General features: G+C 34.1%; 15 protein-coding genes. 13 read left to right on the top strand and 2 right to left on the bottom strand.

Features of this window, described 5'->3' with window-relative positions; genetic code table 11:
- Window positions 1–70: 70 nt before the first annotated feature.
- Window positions 71–1,675: a RagB/SusD family nutrient uptake outer membrane protein gene (locus ACWNT5_RS00415; RefSeq protein WP_456516288.1), complete on the bottom strand. Its 1,605-nt coding sequence runs from the start codon at window positions 1,673–1,675 to the stop codon at window positions 71–73.
- A gap of 16 nt (window positions 1,676–1,691) precedes the next feature.
- Window positions 1,692–4,733 carry a SusC/RagA family TonB-linked outer membrane protein gene (locus ACWNT5_RS00410; RefSeq protein WP_456516287.1) on the bottom strand — a complete coding sequence of 1,014 codons (3,042 nt, stop codon included), beginning with the start codon at window positions 4,731–4,733 and terminating at the stop codon, window positions 1,692–1,694.
- A gap of 405 nt (window positions 4,734–5,138) precedes the next feature.
- On the opposite strand from ACWNT5_RS00410, the gene ACWNT5_RS00405 reads away from it, so the two are divergent.
- The 13 genes from ACWNT5_RS00405 (at window position 5,139) to ACWNT5_RS00345 (ending at window position 25,283) form a co-directional block, all read left to right on the top strand.
- On the top strand, window positions 5,139–6,011 hold the full coding sequence (locus ACWNT5_RS00405) for an AraC family transcriptional regulator (protein WP_299602862.1): 873 nt from the start codon (window positions 5,139–5,141) through the stop codon (window positions 6,009–6,011).
- 282 nt (window positions 6,012–6,293) lie between these two features.
- Window positions 6,294–7,448: a mandelate racemase/muconate lactonizing enzyme family protein gene (locus ACWNT5_RS00400; protein WP_456516286.1), complete on the top strand. Its 1,155-nt coding sequence runs from the start codon at window positions 6,294–6,296 to the stop codon at window positions 7,446–7,448.
- Window positions 7,432–8,871 carry an aldehyde dehydrogenase family protein gene (locus ACWNT5_RS00395; protein WP_456516285.1) on the top strand — a complete coding sequence of 480 codons (1,440 nt, stop codon included), beginning with the start codon at window positions 7,432–7,434 and terminating at the stop codon, window positions 8,869–8,871. The genes ACWNT5_RS00400 and ACWNT5_RS00395 overlap by 17 nt, the downstream gene beginning before the upstream one ends.
- 2 nt (window positions 8,872–8,873) lie before the next feature.
- Complete coding sequence (locus ACWNT5_RS00390) at window positions 8,874–9,824, top strand: 2-dehydro-3-deoxygalactonokinase (protein WP_456516284.1); 951 nt, start codon at window positions 8,874–8,876, stop codon at window positions 9,822–9,824.
- Entirely contained in the window at window positions 9,817–10,452 is a 636-nt protein-coding gene (locus ACWNT5_RS00385) for a bifunctional 4-hydroxy-2-oxoglutarate aldolase/2-dehydro-3-deoxy-phosphogluconate aldolase (protein ID WP_456516283.1), read from the top strand. Before ACWNT5_RS00390 ends, ACWNT5_RS00385 begins: the two co-directional genes overlap by 8 nt.
- A gap of 4 nt (window positions 10,453–10,456) precedes the next feature.
- Window positions 10,457–11,941: a sulfatase family protein gene (locus ACWNT5_RS00380; protein WP_456516282.1), complete on the top strand. Its 1,485-nt coding sequence runs from the start codon at window positions 10,457–10,459 to the stop codon at window positions 11,939–11,941.
- A gap of 53 nt (window positions 11,942–11,994) precedes the next feature.
- Complete coding sequence (locus tag ACWNT5_RS00375; RefSeq protein WP_456516281.1) at window positions 11,995–13,983, top strand: glycoside hydrolase family 127 protein; 1,989 nt, start codon at window positions 11,995–11,997, stop codon at window positions 13,981–13,983.
- A 227-nt stretch (window positions 13,984–14,210) separates the two neighbouring features.
- Window positions 14,211–16,037 (top strand): Xaa-Pro dipeptidyl-peptidase, encoded by a 1,827-nt coding sequence (locus tag ACWNT5_RS00370; RefSeq protein WP_456516280.1) that lies wholly within the window; start codon window positions 14,211–14,213, stop codon window positions 16,035–16,037.
- Window positions 16,038–16,311: 274 nt separating this feature from the next.
- The gene (locus tag ACWNT5_RS00365; protein WP_456516279.1) at window positions 16,312–17,832 is read left to right on the top strand and encodes a pyridoxal phosphate-dependent decarboxylase family protein; all 1,521 of its coding nucleotides are present in this window, start codon (window positions 16,312–16,314) and stop codon (window positions 17,830–17,832) included.
- Window position 17,833: 1 nt separating this feature from the next.
- Complete coding sequence (locus ACWNT5_RS00360) at window positions 17,834–19,171, top strand: lysine N(6)-hydroxylase/L-ornithine N(5)-oxygenase family protein (protein ID WP_456516278.1); 1,338 nt, start codon at window positions 17,834–17,836, stop codon at window positions 19,169–19,171.
- Between the two features lie 11 nt (window positions 19,172–19,182).
- Window positions 19,183–20,367: an MFS transporter gene (locus tag ACWNT5_RS00355; protein ID WP_456516277.1), complete on the top strand. Its 1,185-nt coding sequence runs from the start codon at window positions 19,183–19,185 to the stop codon at window positions 20,365–20,367.
- Between the two features lie 10 nt (window positions 20,368–20,377).
- On the top strand, window positions 20,378–22,825 hold the full coding sequence (locus ACWNT5_RS00350) for a GNAT family N-acetyltransferase (RefSeq protein ID WP_456516276.1): 2,448 nt from the start codon (window positions 20,378–20,380) through the stop codon (window positions 22,823–22,825).
- Window positions 22,826–22,838: 13 nt separating this feature from the next.
- Window positions 22,839–25,283, top strand: a complete 2,445-nt coding sequence (locus ACWNT5_RS00345) for a GNAT family N-acetyltransferase (protein ID WP_456516275.1) — start codon at window positions 22,839–22,841, stop codon at window positions 25,281–25,283.
- The last annotated feature ends 45 nt before the right edge of the window (window positions 25,284–25,328 follow it).

Genomic DNA, 25,328 nt, shown 5'->3' with positions numbered 1-25,328 from the left:
ATAAAACGTAACAACGATAATGTCTCTGCCATTATTACAACTCTAGATTACTAACAAAACAATAAAACTTTTAATTTAAAAGATTCGGGTTTTCGTCTACAATTACCTGTGGTAAAGGAGAAAAGTAATTATCTGTACTTAAGCTTCCGCTTATTGTATTCACCTCTTGAAGCAGTGTTCCATCACTTGTCGTAGAAGTTGATGGAGTTCTGTTGGATAAAGCCTGTTCCACACGTTGCATCCTTACCAAATCATTCCATCTTAGATATTCTCCAGTAAATTCCCATTTTCTTTCGGTAAAGGCTAATTCTGCTAGATCTCCTGTAGTAATATCAACATAGGTTAATCCTGGTATTTCGTTTCCTTCTAGATCCAATTGTGGAACAGGACTTGTAACTGGTGTGTTAAATGGTAATCCAGCTGCGCGTCTTCTCACCATATTCAGAGCTTCCCAGGAATCTGTTGTTATATTTCCTGATCTTCCTGAGGCTTCTGCATAGGTTAAAAGGATCTCTGCGTAGCGCATATAAAAATCGTTTCGTTCTGTAAAGTGCCAAGCTCCTGTCATTGGTAAATCTCCTGCAGGACCTGTTATTTTTGCCAAAATAGGGCTTTTCTGAAGCGTAAGATTCTTCCAATCTATATCCATTCTATAGGTAGCATCTTTTCTAGCTCCCTCAGGAAAATCTTCGAAAAATTTGATTTCTCCATAAGTTTCATCCCATCCTCTAAAAGGTGCTTCTCCAGGATAACCAACTCGATTAAATTTTAAGTTTCTAATTCTTGCACTGTTGTTGTAGGCAATGGTAAATAGAGATTCTGTATTAAATCTATTTTCTAATTTCCACAGATCCTGAAAGTTTTCTACTAAATCAAATCCATGCGCACTACTATCGTCAATAACTTTTTTGGCCATTTCTGCAGCGAGCATATATTTTGATGAGTCATTTAATGGAAAACCAGCCCAATCCAAATAGAATCTTGCTAACAATGCTCTTGCAGAGCCTTTGTTTACTCTTGTTGCTCCGCTGATACCTGCAGATGCAAGTGCTGCATTAATCATCGGTAATCTAGATTCAGCTTCTAGTAAATCTTCTTCAATTTGCATGAAAACCTCTAAGCGCGAAGAGGCGCTTACATTTGCTTCTGGAAGTCTTGATAAAGCTAGCGGAAGCTTTTCATGCGTTCTGGCAAGGTGATAATATGCCATCCCCCTTAGAAAATAAACTTCACCTAATAATCGTGAAAGTTCATCTTGATCTACAGTGTCAAAACCTTGTAAAGCGTCTACTCTGGATAAGATAATATTAGTGTTATTAATAATATTATACATTCCTCTCCAGTTATTTAATAATCTAGCATTGGTAGCACTTACGTTACGTTGGTCAAACTCTCTAAAGTCTCCTTTATTTAATCCAGAATGTGTCGTAATATCATCACCAGCCCAACTTGGCGAGTAAAAGGTTGTAAAAACTGCTGCTGTTCTTACTAAGCCATATAGGCCAAAAACACTGGATTCTAATTCACTTAAGTTTGCAAAAGATTCTGGTGGAACATTAAACTCGGTAAGATCAGGATCTAAATCTGCACAAGAATTTGTCATTCCTATAGATATCATTAGTAGCGTTGCTATAAAGAATCTTGTATAGTGATTTGTTCTTTTATCTTTTTTCATTTTTCATTTTTTAAAATTAAAAATCAAATTTTACTCCTAGTGTGTATGATCTGGGAGTTGGTATTGCTCCAATATTAATACCGGATCCAACATCGGTATTTGCTGAAGATGGATTACCTGGTCTTGATGTAACTTCTGGATCGTAACCACTATAATCTGTTATGATTGCCAGATTTTGACCGCCAACATAAAATTTAGTTCTTACTCCAAATAAATCTGGTATTGTATATCCTATCGTGAGATTGCTTAATCTAATATAATCCCCATCTTCTACAAACTGACTAGAATTTAGTAGTGGATTACTTCCTAATCTTGGGATATCGGTTTCATTATCAGGTGTCCATGCATTAAGAGCATTAAAAGATAAGTTATCTCTAAAAGCTCCTCGCTGACCATTAATAGCTCCCTCTACTAGATTGAATACTTTAAAACCATGTGCTCCTTGGATAAAGACATTTACATCCCAGTTTTTATATGTAAATGTATTATTAAGACCCCAAGTTGTTTTAGGAATACCACTTCCTAGTGGTTGTAAAACGGGTCTGTTATTTTCATCTAAAACATATCTGGCATCACCAGGACGGAATAGAGGAGTACCATTAGGTCTGGTCGGGATATTATCTGTGCTTTTCCAGGTGCCTAAAAATACAAATCCGTAGAACTGTCCTAAAGGCAATCCTTCTCTAATGACATTAATAGGGTTAGTAGTACCATCTATTGATTGAATATTTCCAACAATCTGCTCTTGGCCATCATTGAGGGCAATAACTTCGTTTTCTACGTGAGAAAGAGCTAGACTAGAGTTCCAGATAAAGTCTTTTTGAACGATAATATCTCCAGATAAAGTAATATCAAACCCTTCGTTTCTTACTTCACCAACATTATTAGAAAAATTAATATTAGAATTCGGAAGTTGACTTACCAATAGAAGATCTCTAGTGTTTTTTATAAAATAATCAAATGACAATGAAAACCTGTTAGATAAACCTACATCAAGACCTGCATTCCATTGTTCGGTAGTTTCCCAAGTAATATTTGGATTTGCGGCTCTTGAAAATCTATTTCCGATTACCGCAGTAACACCATCGAAGGTTACTGCAGGAAATACATTCACAACACCTGCCTGATTAGCAAGTGGAGAAATAAACTGACTTCCTACTTCACCCCAACTTACTCTAAGTTTTAGATTATTAAACTTACTATCCTCTATCAATTTGTTAAAACCATAGGCTAAAGATACAGATGGAAAATATCCAGTTCTATTATCTCTAAGAAATCTAGAGGATTGATCTACTCTTAGAGAAGCAGTTAGGTATAGATCATCATTATAACTATAAGTTGCTCTACCTAAAAAAGATTGGATAGCTGTTTGTCCCCCTCCGTTACTAAATCGTTGATCATCTGGATTCCCCTCATCTCCACCCACAAAGAAACCAGGTATCGATACATCAACTGTGCTGTAAGAGTTGCTTTCAGAACGAGAACCTTGGAATTCATATACAGCAGTAGCATCTATAGCATGATTTCCAAAATCATTTTTGTAATTAAGGATGTTGCTAACTTGGTGATTAGTGATTCTTGTGTTATTGAAGTTTACTGTAGTGTGTCCAACGGCATCCGTTGTAGAATTATCTCCATCAACGATAAAAGATTGTAAGGTATTGGTAATAGTTGCTAATCCCACTACCATATTGTAGGTGAAATGATCAGAGATTTTGTATTTGAAATCAATATTAGCGTTTAGTCGGTCAGAAATAAATTCTCGATTACTTCTATTGAGGGCAGCAATCGGATTTGGTCTGTTGTTCGCAAAAGAATTTAGAGATTCTATATTGTACCCTCCATTTATACCATCATTACCACTGAAAATAGGAGTCGTAGGATCATAAGTGATTGCTCTGGTTAATAAACTACCAGTAACTCGGTCAAAAGAATTCGGATTGTTTATGTCTGTTTCCCTGCTACCAAAAAGATTTACTCCTAGGGATACTCTATCAGAAATATTAGTTTTAATATTAGATCTTAATGAATATCTTTCATAGTCATTAGTGATCACAACTCCATCTTGATCTACATAATTACCTGATAAAAAATAGTTGAATTTATCAGATCCACCACTAACAGATAGTTGTGTATTTGTTCCAAAAGCTTCTCTCAGAATTGCATCTTCGTAGTCAATTGGATTCGCAGCAAAATTAGCTACTTCCGCATCTGTAAAAATAGGATCATTTCCGTTAAGTACACGCTGCTCATTTTTGAAACGTGCAAATTGTTCAGAATTCAGTCTGTCTATGGATCTCGAAACTTCGGATAATGTCGTAAATGTTTCTAGGCTTATTTTAGTTTTACCTTTCCCTTTTTTGGTTGTTACTAAAATTACTCCGTTAGATCCACGAGAACCATAAATTGCTAACGCAGAAGCATCTTTTAAAACATTAATGGAGGCAATATCTGCAGGATTAATACTTTGTAAATTTCCTCCAAAAACACCGTCAATTACTACTAGGGGAGCATTGTTTCCAGTCACGGAATTTACTCCTCGTACCCTAACTTTTATTTGAGAGCCTGGAATCCCACTAGATTTTTGAATCGATACTCCAGAAACTCTACCTTGTAGTGCTTCTTCTGGACGAGAAAGTGGTTGATTTTCAAAAGATTCTGATTTTAAAGTAGAAAATGATCCTGATAAATCCTTTCTTCTGGCAGAACCATAACCTACCACAACTACATCATCTAATACTTCAGAATCTGATTTTAGTTTTATCGAGATGATTTTTTGTTCTCCAACAAGAATTCTCTGAGTTTCATATCCTAAATAAGAAATAATTAAGACATCACTAATAGATGCCGAAATACTAAATTTACCATCAAAATCAGATACCACTCCTTTATCTGTACCTTCAATCAAAATATTCACTCCTGGCACAGGAATATCTCCTTCATCTACTATCGACCCCTCAATTAATTCTTGAGAATACGTAGTTAACATCCCCAAAAAAAGTATAAAAAATAAACTAGCAAAAGCATTTTTAGCTGATGCGTTAGATGTAATGTTCATAATATATGTATTACTTTATCAAAATGAGTTATTGTGTTTTTATATTATTTTCCCTAAAAAAGTAAAGAATACGGATAAAGATATATTTGGCCTGATATGATCTTTATTTTACTATAATTTTACTTTTTCTAAACACAAGACAAGATTAAATCATTAGAAGAAAACTTGATTAGCATTTTTTAACCCACTTATGCATTATTTTAACCTTGTTCTTATTTTTGCAATTTTAGATAGTGATTTGTGAGTTATTTGTATGATTTTTAACAAAAAAATATTGATATAATTAAACTTTTAGTTTTAATCAGTTCGTAACTTTGTAGCTTACTTATTATTTGAAAAAGTCATATTTCTTTCTCTTTACGTGTAACCCCCAAACAATCAACGTATTCATAATTTATTTTAGTCATGAAACTTACTTATAAAGAAAATGATCTTATGCCGGATAAATCTTTTCTAATCAGAAGAGATACGATTCCTTGTTTAGAGCCAGATTGGCACTTTCATAAAGAGTTAGAACTTATTTATTTTTTAAAGAGCTCCGGAACAAGATATGTTGGCAATTCGATACATCATTTTAATCCTGGAGATTTATACTTAATAGGCAGTAATCTTCCTCATCTATTCAGGAATAATAGTGAGTATTATTCTGAAGATTCGGTAACAGAAAGCGTGGATGTAATTGTTGTGAAATTCGAAGCTGACTTTTTGGGTAGTGATTTTATGGAGTTAACTGAAATGAAAAAGATTAAATCTCTTTTGTATCATTCCAATAGAGGACTCAAATTTTCTGTCGAGGAGAACAGTAAAGTTCAAAATCTTTTTTTGGATTTGGTGGCGAGTGATGGTGTATTTCGCATTACTAAGATTTTAGAAATATTAAATATTTTATCAGAAAAAGAAAATCATCAGTTTTTATGTGGAGAAACACAGGCAGCCTTTTTCCGAAGAGAAGAAAAACAAAAAATTGCTAAAATCATTTCTTATCTGACGACAAACTATCATAAAAAAATAGAATTACAGGAAATAGCTTCTATCGCGCATATGGCTCCTAATTCATTTTGTAGATATTTTAAAAAACAAACACATAAATCGTTTTCCCAATATCTAAATGAAATAAGAATTATCAATGCCTGTAAATTATTAATAGAAGGAAAACTTCAAATTACTACCATTTGTTACCAATCAGGATTTAATACAATTACAAATTTTAATAGACAGTTTAAAAGTATCATGGGAGTAACTCCTTCAGAATATCAAAAGCAGTATCATACTTTTTAATATTCTTGAAACAGTATTGATATTTAGTTTGATCTCTTATAATCAGTAGGTTATAATTGTTTGGTGTGGATTAGGTTTTTGAAATTGAATTTTACCAAAAGTTGAAATGTTCAACAGGGTAAAATAATGTATGTGAAGGATAAGATCAACCTGTTCGGATTGTTTGATATCCATTTAATTTGTTAAAATTTAAAATAATACTCAAAAGATCATAATGAGATTTCGAGTATCCTAATTTTTAAGCACTAAATTCAAATTAAATAATCTACAACAATTAATATAGTGAAGATTAAATCAATAGAAAGTTTTGTTCTCGTTGATACTCTAAAAGAAAGCTTTTCTTTTTCGCAATGGGAGTATTCAGAAAGGCGTATATGTATAGTAAAAATTACCTCTGATTCTGGTCATGTGGGTTGGGGCGAAGGGTATGGACCAGCGAATGTTCTAAAAGCTGGTATCGATTATCTAGCTCCTTATCTAATAGGAAAAAATCCTTTAGAAACGGAAACCTTATGGGATCTAATGTATCGAAGAACCTTAGATTATGCCAGAAAAGGAATTTTCGTTGCTGCAATTAGTGCTATTGATGTTGCTTTGTGGGATCTTAAAGGTAAAATTTTAGAACTACCGGTATATACGTTGTTAGGTGGTAAGAAGAGAGATTTTATTACGCCATATGCAACAGGCTTGTATTTTACAAATAACAATAATCTAACGGAGTCTCTTTCAATAGAAGCAAAGCAATACGCAGATCTTGGGTATAAAGCGATTAAAATGAAAGTAGGCTTTACTATTGAAAAAGATATAGAACATGTTAAGGCAGTCAGAGAGGCCATTGGTCCAGATATAGCCTTAATGATTGATGCTAATCATGCTTATAATTTAAAAGAAGCAATACAATTAGCACTGGCAGTGGAGCAATATAATATAAGTTGGTTTGAAGAACCACTTTCTCCAGAATATTATGGGCAGTTTGAGGAATTAAGAAAAAGAACTTCAATTCCCATAGCTGCAGGAGAATGTGAATATTTACGTTATGGTTTTCAAACGCTTTTAGACGCTAAAGCAATTGATGTCTTACAGCCAGATATTTGTGCAGCGGGAGGACTTACAGAAGCGAAGAGAATTGCCACATTAGCATCGGTTTATGGAATTGAAATTGTTCCACATACATGGGGAAGTGGAATTGCTTTTGCAGCAGCATTGCATTTTATTATGAACTTAGATATTATTCCTGGTCGTTTACGAGAACCAAGATTTTACATAGAACATGATCGAACGGAAAATTTATTAAGAGAAGAGTTAACGAATAATTCTATAATTTTCGATAATGGAATCATAAAACAAGATGAGAATATTGTTGGTTTAGGCTTTACAATTAATGAAGAAGTAATTGAAAAATATACAATAGAAAAGACACATGGACTTTGGACATAAAAAATTATATATCAACGGAGAACTGATTAATGCTACAGATAATAAGAGTTTTGATGTAGTTTCTCCTTTAGATGAAACCACTGTAGCTACCTTAAGTTGGGCGACAAAAGTAGATACACTAAAAACGATAGATGCAGCTCAAAAAGGATTTCTGTATTGGTCTAAATTATCAGTTGAAGACCGCGAAGAGTGGATTTTAAAATTACGAGATAAAATTTTGGAAAAGTCGGAGGTTCTTAGAGAGATGATGATGTATGAAATGGGTAAAAGTTGGAAAGGTTCTGAAGAAGATATTAATAGTATCACGAACTCTTTAGCATTCTACTCAGAAGAGATCAAGAATAAAATTGATATTCCAATTGCTGATAAAGAAGGTACTCATGCACATAAAATAATTCATCAACCTGTAGGAGTAGTGGTTGCTTTTTTAGCGTATAATTTTCCATTATTGAATTTAGGGTTTAAACTCGGTCCGGCATTAGCCGCTGGATGCAGTATTATTTTAAAACCTTCTGAGTTTTCTCCACTCTCAGCATACATGATTGGAGAAATTTGTGAAGAAATTGATTTCCCGAAAGGGGTCATCAATGTCATATGTGGTGATGTAGAGGATGTCGGGATTCCATTATGCGAGAGTACTATCCCGAAATTAATTACGATGATTGGTTCTACGGAAACAGCTCAGAAATTAATGGAACAGAGTAGTAAAACATCCATCAAGCGTTTCAGTATGGAGTGTGGCGGTAATGCTCCTTTTGTGGTGTTTGCAGATGCTGATATTGATAAAGCTGTATCTGATGGAGTAGCCTTAAAATTTGGGAATAGCGGTCAGGTATGTGTAGCACCAAATAGATTTTATATTGAAGATTCCGTTTTTGAAAAATTTGTAGAAAAATTTGTTCAGCAAGTTAAAGAAATAGGAATTGGTTATGGTAAAGATGAAGAGGCTACAGTTTTAATGGGACCTCTAGCGAATAAGCAGTCTCTAAAAAAGGTGAGTGATATCGTAAAAGTGGCACGAGAAGAAGGCGGTGAATTATTATATGGAGGCGACAGAGTAGAAAGAGAGGGGTACTATTATGAACCTACAGTTATAGCTTTTGAAAATAATGAAGCAAAAATATTACAACAAGAAATTTTCGGACCAGTAGCATTTATCACTTCTTTTTCTTCAATAAAAGAAAGTATTACGTTAGCAAATAGTGTGGATGTTGGTCTTGCTTCTTATGTATACTCATCGAATGAGAATACACTTCGTCAATTCACGGAAGAACTGGAATTTGGAGAGGTTCACCTCAATGGATTCAAATATGATATCTACCTTCCTCACGGAGGAATAAAAAATAGTGGAATCGGGGTTGATTGTTCTGTGTTTGCACTAGATGATTATTTGATTAGAAAGAGAGTTACTAAACAACTGTAAAAATGAATTTACCAGAACAATTTGTAAGTTGTGATTGGGGTACCTCTAATTTTAGAATAAGGCTGGTGGATTCAGAAGATTTAGCAATAATCCAAGAACACAAGACAAATTTAGGAGTAAGCAAATTGTATCAACAATCTCTGAACCAGAAGGAAGTATCACGAGAAGATTTTTTTAGAAATTACTTATTGGAACAGTTGGATGTATTTACTGAGCTACCTAAGGATGATATATTGATCATAGCTTCTGGAATGATAACTTCCTCTATAGGAATGAAAGCGTTGCCATATGCATCAGTTCCGCAATCATTTAATGGAGCAAATATCAATTGTTCTTTGTTTTCATTAGATCATAAGATCCAAACATTGTTAATATCTGGAATTCAAACAGAATCGGATGTCATGAGAGGTGAAGAAGCTCAAGCAATTGGAATTATAGATTATATATCAGATGCGTCCGAAGGGGTAATTATTTTACCAGGAACGCATTCTAAGCATATTAGATTTTCTGGAGATGATATTATTGATTTTTCCACTTTCATGAGCGGAGAGCTTTTTGAAATTTTAAGTACGACAGGTTTATTATCATTATCAGTAAAAAATACCGAGTGGGATCCAAAGTTCTCTGGGATTTTTCTAGAAGGAGTACAAAAAGGAATAAACGATGAATTTATGAAAGCGCTTTTTTCTATTAGAGGTAGTGATATATTGAAGAGTACTTCAAAGGAAATGAATTTTTATTTTCTCTCCGGATTGATTATAGGTAGCGAGCTTTCTTACCTAAAGAAAAATGATCAAAAAATCTTTTTGGGTGCCTCAGGAATGCTTCGAGAGCTTTATTTGCTTGCGTTGGTTTCCAATTTGCCACCTGAGAGATTTACTTGTTTTAGACCAGAAATTATAGATAATGCACTATTAATAGGGCAAAAAAAAATAGCACAGTCTTATGCTTGATCAAAAATTTTCTTGGGAAAGATTTGAAAGTACACCAATCGTTGGGATTCTTCGCGGTTACTCTTTAGATACTGTCATGAATATTATGCCTGTATATAAAGAAAGCGGATTTTCTACAGTAGAAATTACCATGAACTCACCTAACGCAACCAGCACAATTAAGGAGTTGCTCGATAGTTTTCCGGAATTGAATATTGGAGCAGGTACAGTTTGTACCATGAAAGAATTAGAAGAAGCTTTACAAGTAGGAGCACAGTTTATTGTTACTCCTATTACAAATGAAGAAGTGATTACAACATGTGTAACTGAAAAAATCCCTGTGTTCCCTGGAGCCTTTACACCAACAGAAATTTATAAAGCATGGAGTTTAGGAGCTGATATGGTAAAAATATTTCCTGCCACTCAACTCGGGACTCAGTTTATAAAAGACGTAAAAGGACCTTTGAAGGAGATTAAATTATTGCCTACTGGAGGTGTTTCTAAGAATAATATAGCAGATTTCTTTGCAATAGGATGCCAAGGTGTAGGGATGGGAAGTTCTCTTTTTGATAAGAAGGCTATTGCTCATAATGATTTGAAGTTTTTAGCACGGCATTTTAAGGAAATTAAAGGGATGATAAAACGATAATAGTATGAATTCTAATATATATAGGATTTTAATTTGTTTATGGATCGTAACATGGAATACTTCATGTAAAAGAAGTGTGCAGGTTGAGGTTAATAATCAAAATATTATAGAATCATCCAAGAGTGATCGACCTAATATTGTATTAATTTTATGTGATGATCTTGGATATTCTGATGTAGGATTCAATGGTTCTGAGGATATTAAAACACCAGAATTAGATGCTTTGGCCAGCAATGGAATCATTTTTTCATCGGCTTATGTAGCACATCCTTTTTGCGGTCCTAGTAGAGCAGCATTGATGACAGGAAGATACCCACATCAAATAGGTTCTCAGTATAACTTACCAAGAGCACATAATAATGCAGAAAAAGGAATTTCATTGCAAGAAACTTTTATTAGTAAAGTACTTCAGCAAGCAGGATATTATACAGGGGCTATTGGTAAATGGCATCTTGGAACTATAACTAAATATCATCCTAACAATAGGGGTTTTGATGACTTTTATGGTTTTTTAGGAGGAGGACATAATTATTTTCCAGAGCAATTTAAAGCAGCATATCAAGAACAGAAGGATGCTGGTAATACAGAAATTTGGGATTATATTACGCCTTTAGAATATAATGGAGCCGAAGTTGATGAAAATGAGTACATCACCGATGCATTATCTCGTGAAGCATCAAAATTTGTAAACAAAGCTTCAGAGAAAGAATCCCCTTTCTTTCTGTATCTTTCTTATAATGCTCCACATACTCCTTTAGAAGCTAAAGAAGAAGATTTGAAAGTATATGCTCATATCAAAGATGAAAAAAGAAAGACCTATGCTGCTATGGTACATGCCGTTGATAGAGGAGTAGGACAGCTAATAAATACTTTAGAAAAAACCGAACAATTAGAAAATACGCTTATTGTATTCCTAAGTGATAATGGAGGTAGGACAGATCAAGGTGGAAATAATTTTCCGTTAAGAGGAAGAAAAGGAAATACATCTGAAGGAGGAATTCGTGTTCCCATGTTTTTTCATTGGCCAAAAAAAATAACAAAAGGGAAGACTTTTGATTATCCAGTATCTGCTTTAGACTTTTATCCTACATTCGCAGGATTAGCCAAGATAGAATTGCCTGATCACAAAATAGTGGACGGAAAAGATATATGGAGTGATCTGATCGTAGGGGGAAATCCTAGAAAAGGAGCACCGATTCTTACACTTAGACATAGAAAAACAAGCAATGAGGTAGGAGTTCGTTTAGATCATTGGAAAGCATATAAACCTGAACGTGCTCCTTGGAAATTGTATGATATCGAAAAAGATATTGGAGAAGAGAATGATATCAGTAATCAACATCCCGATATACTAAAGGAATTGATTGAAAAATCAAATGAATGGGCAAAAACACATTCGGATCCCGAATGGTTTCATGATGAGGAAACTGAAGAAAATTGGTATAAAATGAAAATGCCAAAGTTTGAAGAAACTTTTAAACTGAATTAACACCTAATTACAAGTAGATTAAACCAACTTAATAAAGTATAAACCTTACAATGATGAATATTGATTTGGAAATAGAGAAAAGAGATGAATTAAAATCTGTGGGAAGCCCATTTAACAAAATGAGAGCCTTAGAAGTAACAGATTGTGAATGGACGGACGGTTTCTGGGGAAGTAAGTTTGATAAATTGTATGAGACAATGCTACCGTATATGGGAGAGGTATTATGTGGAGATATTGGTCATGCATTGAATAACTTTAAAATAGCGGCAGGAAAACAAACAGGAAAACACCAAGGGATGTTCTGGCATGATGGAGACTTCTATAAGTTTTTAGAGGCAGAAGCATATGTTTATGCTAAAACTAAAGACCATAAGTTATTAGAAAAATTGGATGAATATATTCAAATCATTGGCGATGCACAGGAAGAAGACGGATATATTCATACATATGTGCAAACTACTGATGGAGTTGATCGATTCGAAAATAGAAAATATCATGAGATGTACAATATAGGTCATCTTTTGATCAGTGCTTGTGTTCATTTTAAAGCAACTCAACAAAGAAGTTTATTAGATATAGCTATAAAACAAGCGGATCTGTTGTGCACCATTTTTATGCCAGAAACAAAACATTATGGGCGTTTTGGGTTTAACCAAACGCAGATAATGGGATTGGTAGAACTGTATAGGATTACCAAAGAGGAAAAATACTTGAGCCTGGCAAAACGCTTTATTGATAATAGAGGAAAATATGAAGTAGAACATCACTCTACTACCGAAGGATATCCAATTGGCGATATGGTACAAGAAAGAACACCCTTAAGAGAGGCTACAGAAGCTGTGGGGCATGCTGTTCTTGCCTTGTACTACTATGCTGGAGCTGCTGATGTATATGCAGAAACTGGAGAAAAAGCTCTAATTGATGCGTTGGATCGATTATGGGAAAATGTGACCGGTAAAAAAATGTATGTTACTGGAGCTGTTGGTCAAGCGCATTATGGAGCTTCTACCAATCTGGATATGATCGAAGAAGGTTTTATCGATGAATATATGATGCCTAATATGACCGCATACAATGAAACCTGTGCCAATCTCTGTAACGCCATGTTCAGTTATCGAATGCTACAAATTCATGGAGCATCGAAATATGCTGATATTATCGAGTTAGTTTTATATAATAGTGCGTTATCAGGGATAGGCATAGAAGGGAAAGATTATTTTTATGCAAATCCGCTTCGTATGATTCATAATACCAGAGATTATCAAGCGCATGAAAATATTACAGAAACACCCTATAGAAAACCATATTTAGATTGTTTTTGTTGTCCCCCAAATTTAGTAAGAACACTGGCCAAACTTTCTGGATGGGCTTATAGTCTTACAGATAATGGAGTATCGGTAAATTTATTCGGAGGGAATCATTTGAATACTGCTATGATTGATGGATCCAAGATTATACTGAAACAAGATACAGAGTACCCATGGAAAGGTATTGTGAAAATTACTGTCGAAGAATGTAAGACGACTGATTTTGAAATAAAAATCAGAATTCCGATTTGGGCAACTGGAAGTACTTTAAAAGTTAATGGTGAAACGGTGACCATAGATGTTGTTCCTGGAAAATATGCAGTAGTAAATCGCGCATGGAAAGCAGGTGATGTGATCGTTTTAGATATGCCAATGGAAATCACTTTTGTAGAAGGTCATCCGCGTATAGAAGAAATTCGTAATCAAATAGCGATAAAAAGAGGTCCGATCGTTTATTGTATAGAATCTCCTGATCTACCTGAGAATACTAGTATTTTAGATGTTTATATAAAAGGAAGTGAAGATTTTAAAGCAAATCATAGAGAAGATTTCTTGGGAGGAGTGACAACTATAGAAGGTGAAATTTTGATTCGCTCAGATAAATCAAATGATATTTATAATGTGGTAAAACGACCTGATTGGACTACTTACAAAGCTCAACTGGTTCCTTATTTCGCTTGGAGCAATAGGGGACAGGCGGAAATGACTGTGTTTATGCCAGTGGTTTGGAGCTAGAATATAGATTTAAGTGAATTATAGGGGTTTGGTTCATGAGAATTGAAAAGCCTACAATGCAGTTGTAGGTTTTTTTAAATAGAACAATTTTCTCCTTTTTTCTTTAGAAAAGGAAAAAATCATATTTGTATTCTATATTTGTTATATACTAAAATTAGATTGCCATTTCTATATGGAAATCTTTTACATCTGACTAGAGATGATCGTAGTAACAAATCTCAATTGTAATGACTCATAAAAATAATACTCGTTTTCTTATAGTATTTCTATTCCTAGTAACACTCATAACTGCACAAGAAAAAGCGGTTCCTGTATTTAAAGACGGCGAAGCACAAATTGTAGAAGCTTTTAATAATCCTGGAAAGTGGATTCGTCATGATTTATGGGTGCCTACAGAATTTGATACCGACGGTGATGGAGCCTTAGATAGAATGCATGTCTCGGTAACACGTCCATATCAAACGGAAGAAGAAGGATTAAAGTTGCCTGTTATTTATGTGTCTAGTCCTTATTTTGCAGGAGTAGCTGCTAATGCAGAAGGGTTGTTTTGGGATGTACAGCATGAACTTGGAGCGCAACCAAAACCAAGAACGCATGTAGAGGTTGTAAGAAGAGGACAAAGACCAATCATTTCCAATTCACATATTCATAAATGGGTTCCAAGAGGATATATTGTAGTACATTCTTCTTCTCCAGGAACAGGATTATCACAAGGAGCTCCTACCGTAGGAGGCGATAATGAATCCTTAGCTCCAAAAGCAGTGATTGATTGGTTGTGTGGTCGTATTGACGGATTTTCAGAACCAGTAGGAGGAAAGAAGGTAAAGGCATATTGGTCTACAGGAAAAGTGGGGATGACGGGAACTTCTTATAATGGAACAATTCCTTTAGCAGCGGCAACTACGGGAGTAAAAGGTTTAGAAGCTATTATTCCTGTTGCACCTAATACTTCTTATTATCATTACTATAGATCTAATGGATTAGTACGTTCTCCAGGTGGGTATTTAGGAGAAGATATTGATGTATTATATGATTTTATTCATAGTGGAGATGAATCGAAACGTCCTTATAATAATAAGACAGTGCGAGATACGGAGATGAAAAATGGGATGGATAGAATAACAGGTGATTATAATGATTTTTGGGCTGGCAGAGATTACTTAAATCATATGAAACCTATGAAAGCTGCACTATTAATGTCACATGGTTTTAATGATTGGAATGTAATGCCAGAACATAGTTATAGAATCTATAAGAAAGCAAAAGAAATGGGAATTCCTTCTCAGATCTATTATCATCAGAATGGACATGGCGGTCCACCACCAATGACGATGATGAATAAATGGTTTACTAGATATTTACATGGAGTAGAAAATGAAGTCGAAAAAGATGCACGCGCCTGGATTGTTAGAGAAAACGATCCACAGGATAAACCAACACCCTATAAAGAATATCCTAATCCTGAAGCTATGGATGTAACCTTTTTTCCAAATGCTGGAGGTAAAGAAACTGGTATGTTAAGTGCGACTAAACCAAGTAAACAAGGCTTGGAAAAGTTAATTGATAACTATAATTTCTCTGGGGATTCGTTAGCAATGATACCATCATCTAATCACCGTTTACTATATACAACGCCAATACTAAAAGAAGATATTCACATATCTGGAACTTGTAAAGTAAACATAAAACTTGCTAGTAGTAAAGAAGCGGCAAATCTTTCTGTTTGGTTGGTATCCCTCCCATGGAAAAAGAAAACTAGAAAAATTACAAATAATATCATTACCCGTGGTTGGGCAGATCCGCAAAATCATAAATCCTTAACGGATAGTGAATCTCTTAAGCCAGGAGCATTTTATGAATTGTCTTTTGAACTACAACCAGATGATCAAATCATTAAAAAGGGACAGCAAATTGGATTCATGATTTTTTCTAGTGATAGTCAGTTTACTTTATTGCCAGAACCAGGAACAGAACTTACCATTGATATCGATAAAACATCTATTACCATTCCTATTGTTGGAGGTGCTGAAGCATTTGAAAATGCAGTAAAATAAGTATAGATTGATTTTAATGAATCCATCAAGTAGTTAATGTTAGTTTGGATAATATTAGAAATGGATTGATACTAAGGGAAATATTGTTTTAGTATATCTACCTAGCAATAACTTTTACTTCTGTAAACGATTTAATGCGTTGATAAATAGAAGTATGGTAATGAAAAACTCCCTCATATACTAACTACGTCTTTTTTTATCCTAGATACGTCATAAATATATTTTTGTTTGCATCTACATTTGTAAAACTTATTTAGATCAAATAAAAATAATAATGTTATTCGATACTCAAACGAACTTGACCGTTGATCAAAAAGTTGATCATTTTTTCGATGCGCAATCGAAATATACTTACGAAAATTATATTCATAAGGCTTTACAATACGTAATGTCTTTCTTGGATAGAGATCATTTTTATCCGGGAGAAATATGTGATTTTGAGGAAAAAAAACACTTGTTGTCTTCTGATAATAATGAAACACTTTCGATCACTCAGGCATTAGAAGAAATCAAGGAATTGTATTTAGATCATACCATTGCCTTTCATCATCCAAGTTATGTAGCACATTTAAATTGTCCTGTCTTGCTACCTGCCTTAGTTGGCGATTTGATAGCTTCTTCAGTAAATACTGCAATTGAAACCTGGGATCAGAGTATTTCCGCAACTTATATAGAACAGGAAATGATTCGATGGATTTGTAATAAAATGAATTTACCTTCTACATCAGACGGAGTGTTTACTAGTGGAGGTACACAATCCAATTTTATGGCATTATTGATAGCTAGAGATGATTATGCTTTTAGGCATTTTGGACTGAATCTAAAAGAGAATGGCTGGTCAGATGAGGTATCTAAGTTTCGATTTTTTTGTTCGGATAAAGCACATTTTAGCATTAAAAAGAATGCAGCATTAATGGGAATGGGATATGACGCAGTAATTCCAGTGAGTACTGATGAGAAAATGAAGATGAAACCAGAAGCATTAGTACAGGCAATTGAAAAGGAAAAACAATTAGGAAATATACCTGTAGCAGTTGTAGCAACAGTAGGAACTACTGATTTTGGAAGTTTTGACCCGATTGATATCATTGCTAAAATTGCCAAAGAATATGACATATGGTTTCATGTAGATGGAGCCTATGGTGGTAGTTATGTGTTAACTGAAACGCATCGCCATCTTCTAAAGGGAATAGAACATGCAAATTCTGTAACTATAGATTTTCATAAAACCATGTTTCAGCCAGTTTGTTCCAGTGCCTTTTTAGTAAATGACACGAAATATTTTAAATATGTTTCGTACTACGCAGATTATCTAAACCCATTAGAGCATAGAGATTTGGAATGTCCAAATCTGATAGAAAAGTCTATTCAAACAACTAGAAGATTTGATGCGCTGAAACTCTGGTTTACCCTAAAGATGACAGGCGAGAAAAACATTGGAGCTTTTCTAGAAAAAGTACATTATCTGGCACTCGATCTCTATTACAGTATTAAGGATGACCCATATTTTGAGCTTATCCATAAACCAGAACTAAGCACATTGGTATTTAGATTTAAAGATCCTGAAATTGAATTGGATAGTACGTTAGATACCATCAATTTATATATCAAAAATACTTTATTCAAATCAGGTCAAGCTTCTGTAGCAAGTACAAAATTTGACCAGAAAATCTATTTGAAGTTTACATTATTAAATCCGAAAAGTACCATTGATGATCTGTTGTATATCATTAAAATGATTAAGGAAACAGGACTGAGTTACCTAGCAGAAAAGTCATCATTAATTGAAAAGTAACATGAAGAAAGAAGGAAAGATATTCGATTTTATAGCCGTTGGAGTAGGTCCTATGAATTTAGGTTTGGCATGTTTAACAGATCCTATTTCTGAATTGGATGGTTTGTTCCTAGATAAAAAAGAACAATTTGATTGGCATCCAGGAATGATGCTTCAGGATACTACATTGCAGATTCCTTTTATGGCAGATTTGGTAACCTTAGCAGATCCAACCAATCCTTTTAGTTTTCTAAATTATATCAAAGAACAGGGTAGAATCTACTCGTTTTATATTCGTGAAAACTTTTTGTTGTTACGAAAAGAATACAATCAATATTGTCAATGGGCGATAGGTAAATTATCGAATGTTCAGTTTTCAACAGAAGTATTAGAAATTGCATATAGCGAAAAAGAAAAATGTTATACCGTATTTTCTAAATGCACAAAGACAAACGGTAGAAAAGTTTTCAAAACCAAAAGAATCGTATTAGGTACGGGCACTAGTCCTTATGTGCCAGATTGCTGTAAGATTTTAAAAAATGAAGCGATTCATTCTAGTGCGTATCTTCCAAATAAAGAAAAGTTACAATCCAAAAAATCGATAACTGTTGTAGGCAGTGGGCAGAGTGCAGCTGAGATTTTTTATGATTTATTACAGGAAATTGATGATAAAGGTTATGAATTAAATTGGATTACAAGATCTCCTAGATTTTTCCCGTTGGAATATTCCAAATTAACCTTAGAAATGACTTCTCCGGAGTATGTGGATTATTTCTATAATCTATCAGGTGCTAAGCGGAATCAATTGATTAAAAATCAAAAACACTTATATAAAGGAATCAATCAGGATCTTATTGCAGCTATTTTTGATATGATCTATACCAAAAGAGTTGTAGAAGGTAATATTAACATCAATCTACGTACTAATTCTGAGTTAAAATGTGCTGTTTATGATGATACATTAAACAAATTTTATATAGAAATACATCAACACGAACAGGATAAGTACTATAAACATACTACAGAAGGATTAGTACTTGCGACAGGATATCAGTATCAATTACCACAATTTATTGAGGGTATTAAGGATCGAATTCGATGGGACGAACAAGGAAGATATGATGTACATCGTAATTATGCTATTGATCACCAAGCAAGCGAAATCTTTGTGCAAAATGCAGAACTACATACTCATGGTTTTGTTACTCCAGATTTAGGTATGGCTGCGTATCGTAATTCCTATATCATCAAGGAACTGACTGGTACAGATTATTACCCGATTGAAAAACGTATCGCATTTCAGCAGTTCGAAGTAACGGAAGATGAAGAAATTATGATGGAAAGATCATTGTTATCCTAATGTATAATTAGATGAAGAATTTCTTAATCATAATGACATTGGTAGCTGTAGTAAGTGATTATTTGTTGCATCCGTTTTATCCACAGTTTTTTGAAGCTCGGTTTGGAGTTAAAAATCCAGAGCTGGTAGGATATTATTTTGCAGCGATTTGTTTTATGGTGATGATTGCATTTCCGTTCTGGGCATATGTTTCTAAAAGAGTAGCAGAGCTTCATATTCTAGTATATACCCAGTGTATTGCTGGAATTTTAGCGCTCTGTTGTTATGCAACTGATTCTTACGTCAATTTCTGGATCATCTCATTAGTGATGGTGCTGTTTAAGGGAAGTTATTTATTAGTCTATCCGTATATCCTTAAAATTATTTCAAAAACAGAACATCCAACTACTATAGGAATATTATCAGTAGTGGTACATCTTGGCGGGATATTAGGAGCTGTTATTGGTGGAGCTACAGTAGATTTTATAAATGCGAGTTATATATTTTTAATTATGGCACTTGGAGATTTTATCCAAATGGGTATGAGTGCTTTTCTTTTAAGAAGTAAAAAATATAACACTACTAAAATTTCTGATCCAGAAAATACTAATACAGAAACTAAAAAGAAGGTAATCCCAAAAGGATTTATATTAAAAATAGGAATCATTACGATGGTTCTATATTTCAGTGACTTTTTGATAAGACCTTTTTTTGTAAGCTATTGGGAAAGTATATCCTCACAGAATTCCAAATTGATTTCTGGAATGATGTATGCGATACCCGGATTTGTAGCCCTAATCGCTTTATGGATTAATACAAAAGGAAAGCAATTAGAAAACAAATTTGGAGCAATAATTCCAATATTAATGCTTGGTATTCTTGGACTTTTGTTACAAGGAATTCCTGATATGGTGACCGTAATTATCGGTAGAATTATTTATGGTTGGGCTATTTTTCAAGGAGTTGTGAAATTTGATGTATTGCTTTTTGAATTTAGTACACCAGATTCTTATGCCATGGATTATAGTAAAGTTCACTTTTTTCAAAATTTGGGCGTATTGCTGTCTTCTTTTTCTGTAGGTCTATTAGTAGAATATAACGGATTACAAATTCCATTTATAGTAGCGCTTGGTGGTTTTGTGATTACCTTATTATTGTACTATTTCATTTTTAAAACAGGTGTAAAACAGACTTCTGAATTACTCCTAAAATCATAAGATATTCTAAATGGAAAAATTAGAAAACCATATTCTACATTCATATCACAGCATTTACTCAAAGTTCTTTTCCGATTTTGGAACCATAGAAATACGACCTTTCCGGTTATCTGAAGATTCAGAAACTCTCCAAGAATGGGTAAATATGGATTATGCATTTTTTTGGGGAATGCAAGGATATACACTACAACAAGTAAGGCAAGAATATGCTCGATTGATGGAGCCAGAACATTATGATGTCTTTGTAGGTGTATTTCAAGGGAAACCAATCTTTGTATTAGAACGATATAACCCTAAAGAAGATATCATACATACGTTATATCCATCACAACATGGGGACTGCGGGATTCATATTATTGTGGCTCCGCCACATGTTAAGATTCCAAATTTTACTTGGTATTTGTTCACTGCCATCATGGAGTTTGTTTTTAAAGATCCCAACGTTGACAGAATACTAGTAGAACCTGATATCCGTAATAAAAAGATGTTTGCCCTATGCCAGCGCATAGGTTTTCAGTTAGATAAAATTATTGAACTCCCAAACAAAACTGCGCAACTCGCATTTTTAACAAGGGAATCATTTGACAAAATGAAGTCAATTTCAAAAATAAATAAGAGAAGTGCTATGAATACACTAGACAATGCCGTTTCACCCCAACAATCAATAGCTCACTTACAACCAGAAGTATGGAATAAAGTGAATACTCTTTTTGTAACGAAAGCCATTACAGAATTTAGCCATGAACTTTTGATACAACCTGTTGTTTTAGAACGGCTAGAAAATGGCTGGAATAGTTATATATTAAAAACAGATAATCCTACCATACAATACCAGTTTAATGCAAAACCACTCGCATTAAATCACCTTTGGATTCGTTCAGAGTCCATTAAAAAATACAATGAGAGCGAATCTGTTAGTATCGATGGAATTCTGTTTATTAAAGAATTTAGAAAACAGTTGGGTATAAAAGATACTCAAATGCCAGTATATCTTGAAGAAATCATAAGTACGCTGTACGGAAGCGCATTTAAATTTTTAAAAGGAAATCCAACTTCAGAAGAGCTTGCTACCTCAGATTTTCAAACTGTCGAACAGTCCATGACCGAGGGGCATCCTGGTTTTGTCGCTAATAATGGGCGTATTGGTTTTGATAGTAGTGATTTTAGGTCGTACGCTCCTGAAGCTGGAAATTCTTTTTCATTACTTTGGTTAGCAGGTCATAAAAGTAGAGCGGTGTATGCAGGCATACACGCATTACCCTACGAAACTCTAATACAACAAGAGTTAGATGCGGATACCATCCGAGTATTTAAAGAAACAATACAAAACAAAGGTTTTGATCCAGAAGACTATTTCTTCATTCCGATGCACCCTTGGCAATGGTTTAATAAGTTAGCCAATATATTTTCACCAGAGATTGCAACAGGAAATTTAATTTGTTTAGGATACGGTCCAGATCAATATCTAGCACAGCAATCCATTAGAACCTTATTTAATAATACCAATCCCAAAAAGTTCTATACCAAAACAGCACTTTCCATTTTAAACATGGGATTCATGAGAGGACTTCCTTTATATTATTTGGGTACAGCTCCTAAAATGGCAGTTTGGTTAGAAGAGTTGTTATATGAAGATCCATATATTCAGGAAACCGGTTTTAGAATGCTCAGCGAAATTGCCTCTGTAAGTTATGTAAACCCTTATTTCGAAGAATTTGGACCACACAATGATTACAATAAAATGTTAGCATCGCTTTGGCGAGAAAGTCCAGCAGCAAATATTACAGAAAAGGAACAAGCCATGACCATGGCAGCTTTCCTACATGTCGATCACATAGGGGAAGCATTACTGCCAAAGATTATTCAAAAGTCTGGATTGTCAATCGGAGGATGGCTAGAAAAGTATTTGAAAGCGTATTTGAGCCCACTTTTACATTGCTTTTATCATTTCGATTTGGTGTTTATGCCACATGGAGAGAATATTATCATGGTTTTAGAAGATCATATTCCTGTAAAAGCATTTTTAAAAGATATTACCGAAGAGGCTTGCATTTTAAGTCCAGATGTAATACTACCAGACCATCTAAAACGCATGTACGCTCCAGTACCAGAAGACGTGAAACTATTATCTGTTTTTACAGATATATTCGATGGTTTTTTCAGGTTTATGTCACAAATATTAGAAGCACATGCGGATTTCGAGGAAACAGAATTTTGGAAAGTTGTTGCTCAGGTAATTCAGGAATATCAAGACCGTTATCCAGAAAAAGAAGCAAAGTTTCAGCAATATGACTTGTTCGCTCCAGAGTTTCACTTATCCTGTTTGAATAGATTACAACTAAACAATCATAAACAGATGATTGATTTAGATGATCCTGTCGCTTTACTTCAGTTTGCTGGTAAATTGAAAAATCCAATTGCAGCCTATAGAAAAGATTTAGTTAATGTCATCTCATAATTCACTTTATATTATGAACAATATAGGAACCATTCAAAATATCGTGTTCTCTAGGACGATAGAAAATTTTGGAACTATACATCTACGTTATTTAGATTTTGATAGCGACATTAATACGATCCATCAATGGGTAACGAATCCCTATGCCAAGTATTGGGGAATGCTGGATAGTACATTGGCTGAAGTTCAGTCGGAATATGAAACACTGGTTTCCAGAAAGGATTATGATGTATTTGTAGGTGTTTACAATGGAGTTCCCATCTTTTTAATGGAAAAATACAAGGCATCTACCGATCGAGTTGCAGAACATTATGCTGTTAAAGACACAGATTATGGGATGCACATTTTGGTTGCGCCCTCAGAAGAAAAGATTACAGGATTTACCTGGAATGTTTTTAGTACGGTGCTTGAATATTTTTTTCAATTACCCGAAGTGGAAAGAGTAGTTGTGGAACCAGATGTCAGAAATGAAAAGATTCATAGGCTTAATAAGAAAGCAGGGTTTGTTTATCAAAAAGAAATAGAATTGCCTGAAAAAACTGCCGCCTTAGCTTTTTGCGAAGCCGAAGATTATAAAATAGCGAAAAAAGCTCTGCACGAAAATAATAATCCAATGACCAACTTACATACCAACCAACTAGAAACCTCAGATACTCACCTTAATCCAACTACTTGGACCAAAGTAAACAGCGTTTTAGTGGCCAAAGCGATTAGTGAATTTGCCCACGAATTACTTTTAAAACCAGTTCAGCAAACTAATCATAGTCAACTTAATACCTATCAACTGCAAGCTGATAATCCATCTATTGTTTATGAATTTAAAGCCAAAATATACGCACTAGATCATTGGGATGTGGATGCACAATCTATCATTAAGAAAGTCGATCATAAACAAATGCCTATTGATGCATTAAAATTTGTAGTAGACTTTGTATATACCTTGGAAATACCAAAACACCTGTTACCAGTATACTTAGAAGAAATCTCTAGTACACTTTCTAGTGCTGCTTATAAAGAAGTGAATAGTACTTTTTCTGCTAAAGAATTGGTCAATAATTCCTTTCAAGTTATCGAACATGCGATGACAGAAGGCCACCCTTGTTTTGTAGCTAATAATGGTAGAATAGGTTTTGATCATCAGGATTATCTGCAATACTCTCCAGAAGCAGATACACCTTTTAAAATCTATTGGATAGCGGGGCATAAGAGTAAAACTACTTTTACCTCAGTAGATTCATACGAGTATAAAACTTTTATAAAAGAAGAACTTGGAATACAATTAATAGCAAAATTTAATACCAAATTAGAGTCTTTAGGATTAGATACAAGCTCTTATATTTTTATTCCTGTGCATCCATGGCAATGGAATAATAAGATACTTCAAGTATTTGCTGCAGATATAGCAAATCAAAATTTGGTGTTTTTAGGAGAAGGTGAGGATTATTTTTCTGCACAACAATCCATCAGGACATTGTATAATAAAAGTAATCCTGAAAAGATGTATACCAAAACGTCCTTATCGATCTTAAATATGGGGTTTATGCGTGGACTTTCGCCTTCTTACATGCAAAGCACACCGCATATAACCACTTGGATAACTGATTTGTTGGAGAAAGACCAATATTTAGAAAAACAGGGTTTCACAATGCTAGGTGAAGTAGCTACCGTAGGTTTTCAAAATACCTATTATGAATTATTAGGCAAAACAAATGCCCATAATAAAATGTTATCTGCTTTATGGCGAGAAAGTCCGCATAGCAAAATACACGAGAATCAACAATTAATGACTATGGCAGCGTTACTTCATAAGGATTCGCTTGGCAACTCTTTAATTGTAGCATTGATCAATGCTGCTTCTTGTGAGGTTAACCTTTGGGTCAGAAAATATTTAAGTGCTTATCTGTCGCCTTTATTACACTGTTTTTATGAATATGGTTTCGTTTTTATGCCTCATGGCGAAAACATTATTATGGTATTAGAAAATCATCTTCCTGTAAAAATTTTGATGAAAGATATCACAGAAGAAGTTATTGTTTTTAACCCAGAATTGGAATTGCCTAATAAGGTAAAACGATTGTATACCGAGACTTCTGATAAGATGAAAATCTTAAGCATTTTTACAGATGTCTTTGATTGCTTTTTTAGGTTTTTGGCTCCTATTTTGGAAAAAGAGTTATCATTTCTAGAAGAAGATTTTTGGAAAGAAGTTGCATTATGTATTCATTCTTATCAAGAAGAGCATCCAGAATTACAATCCAAGTTTGATAGGTATGATCTTTTTGTACCAGAATTTGATAGGTGTTGTCTCAATAGATTACAGCTTAAAAACACGCAACAAATGCTGAATCTTGCAGATCCAATGGCAAGTTTAATCTTAGAAGGAACCTTAGAAAATCCCATAGCTCAGTTTAAGAACATAGATCACTTAAGGGGCAAAGAAGAAGTTGCTATAGTGTAACCCATTTTAATGTATTTAAAATTTTAACAGAAATCCAAACAAACT

This window comes from Aquimarina sp. 433, from assembly GCF_054054605.1.
Note: the sequence above shows the minus strand (reverse complement) of the source record. Positions and strands in the feature narration are given on the sequence as shown.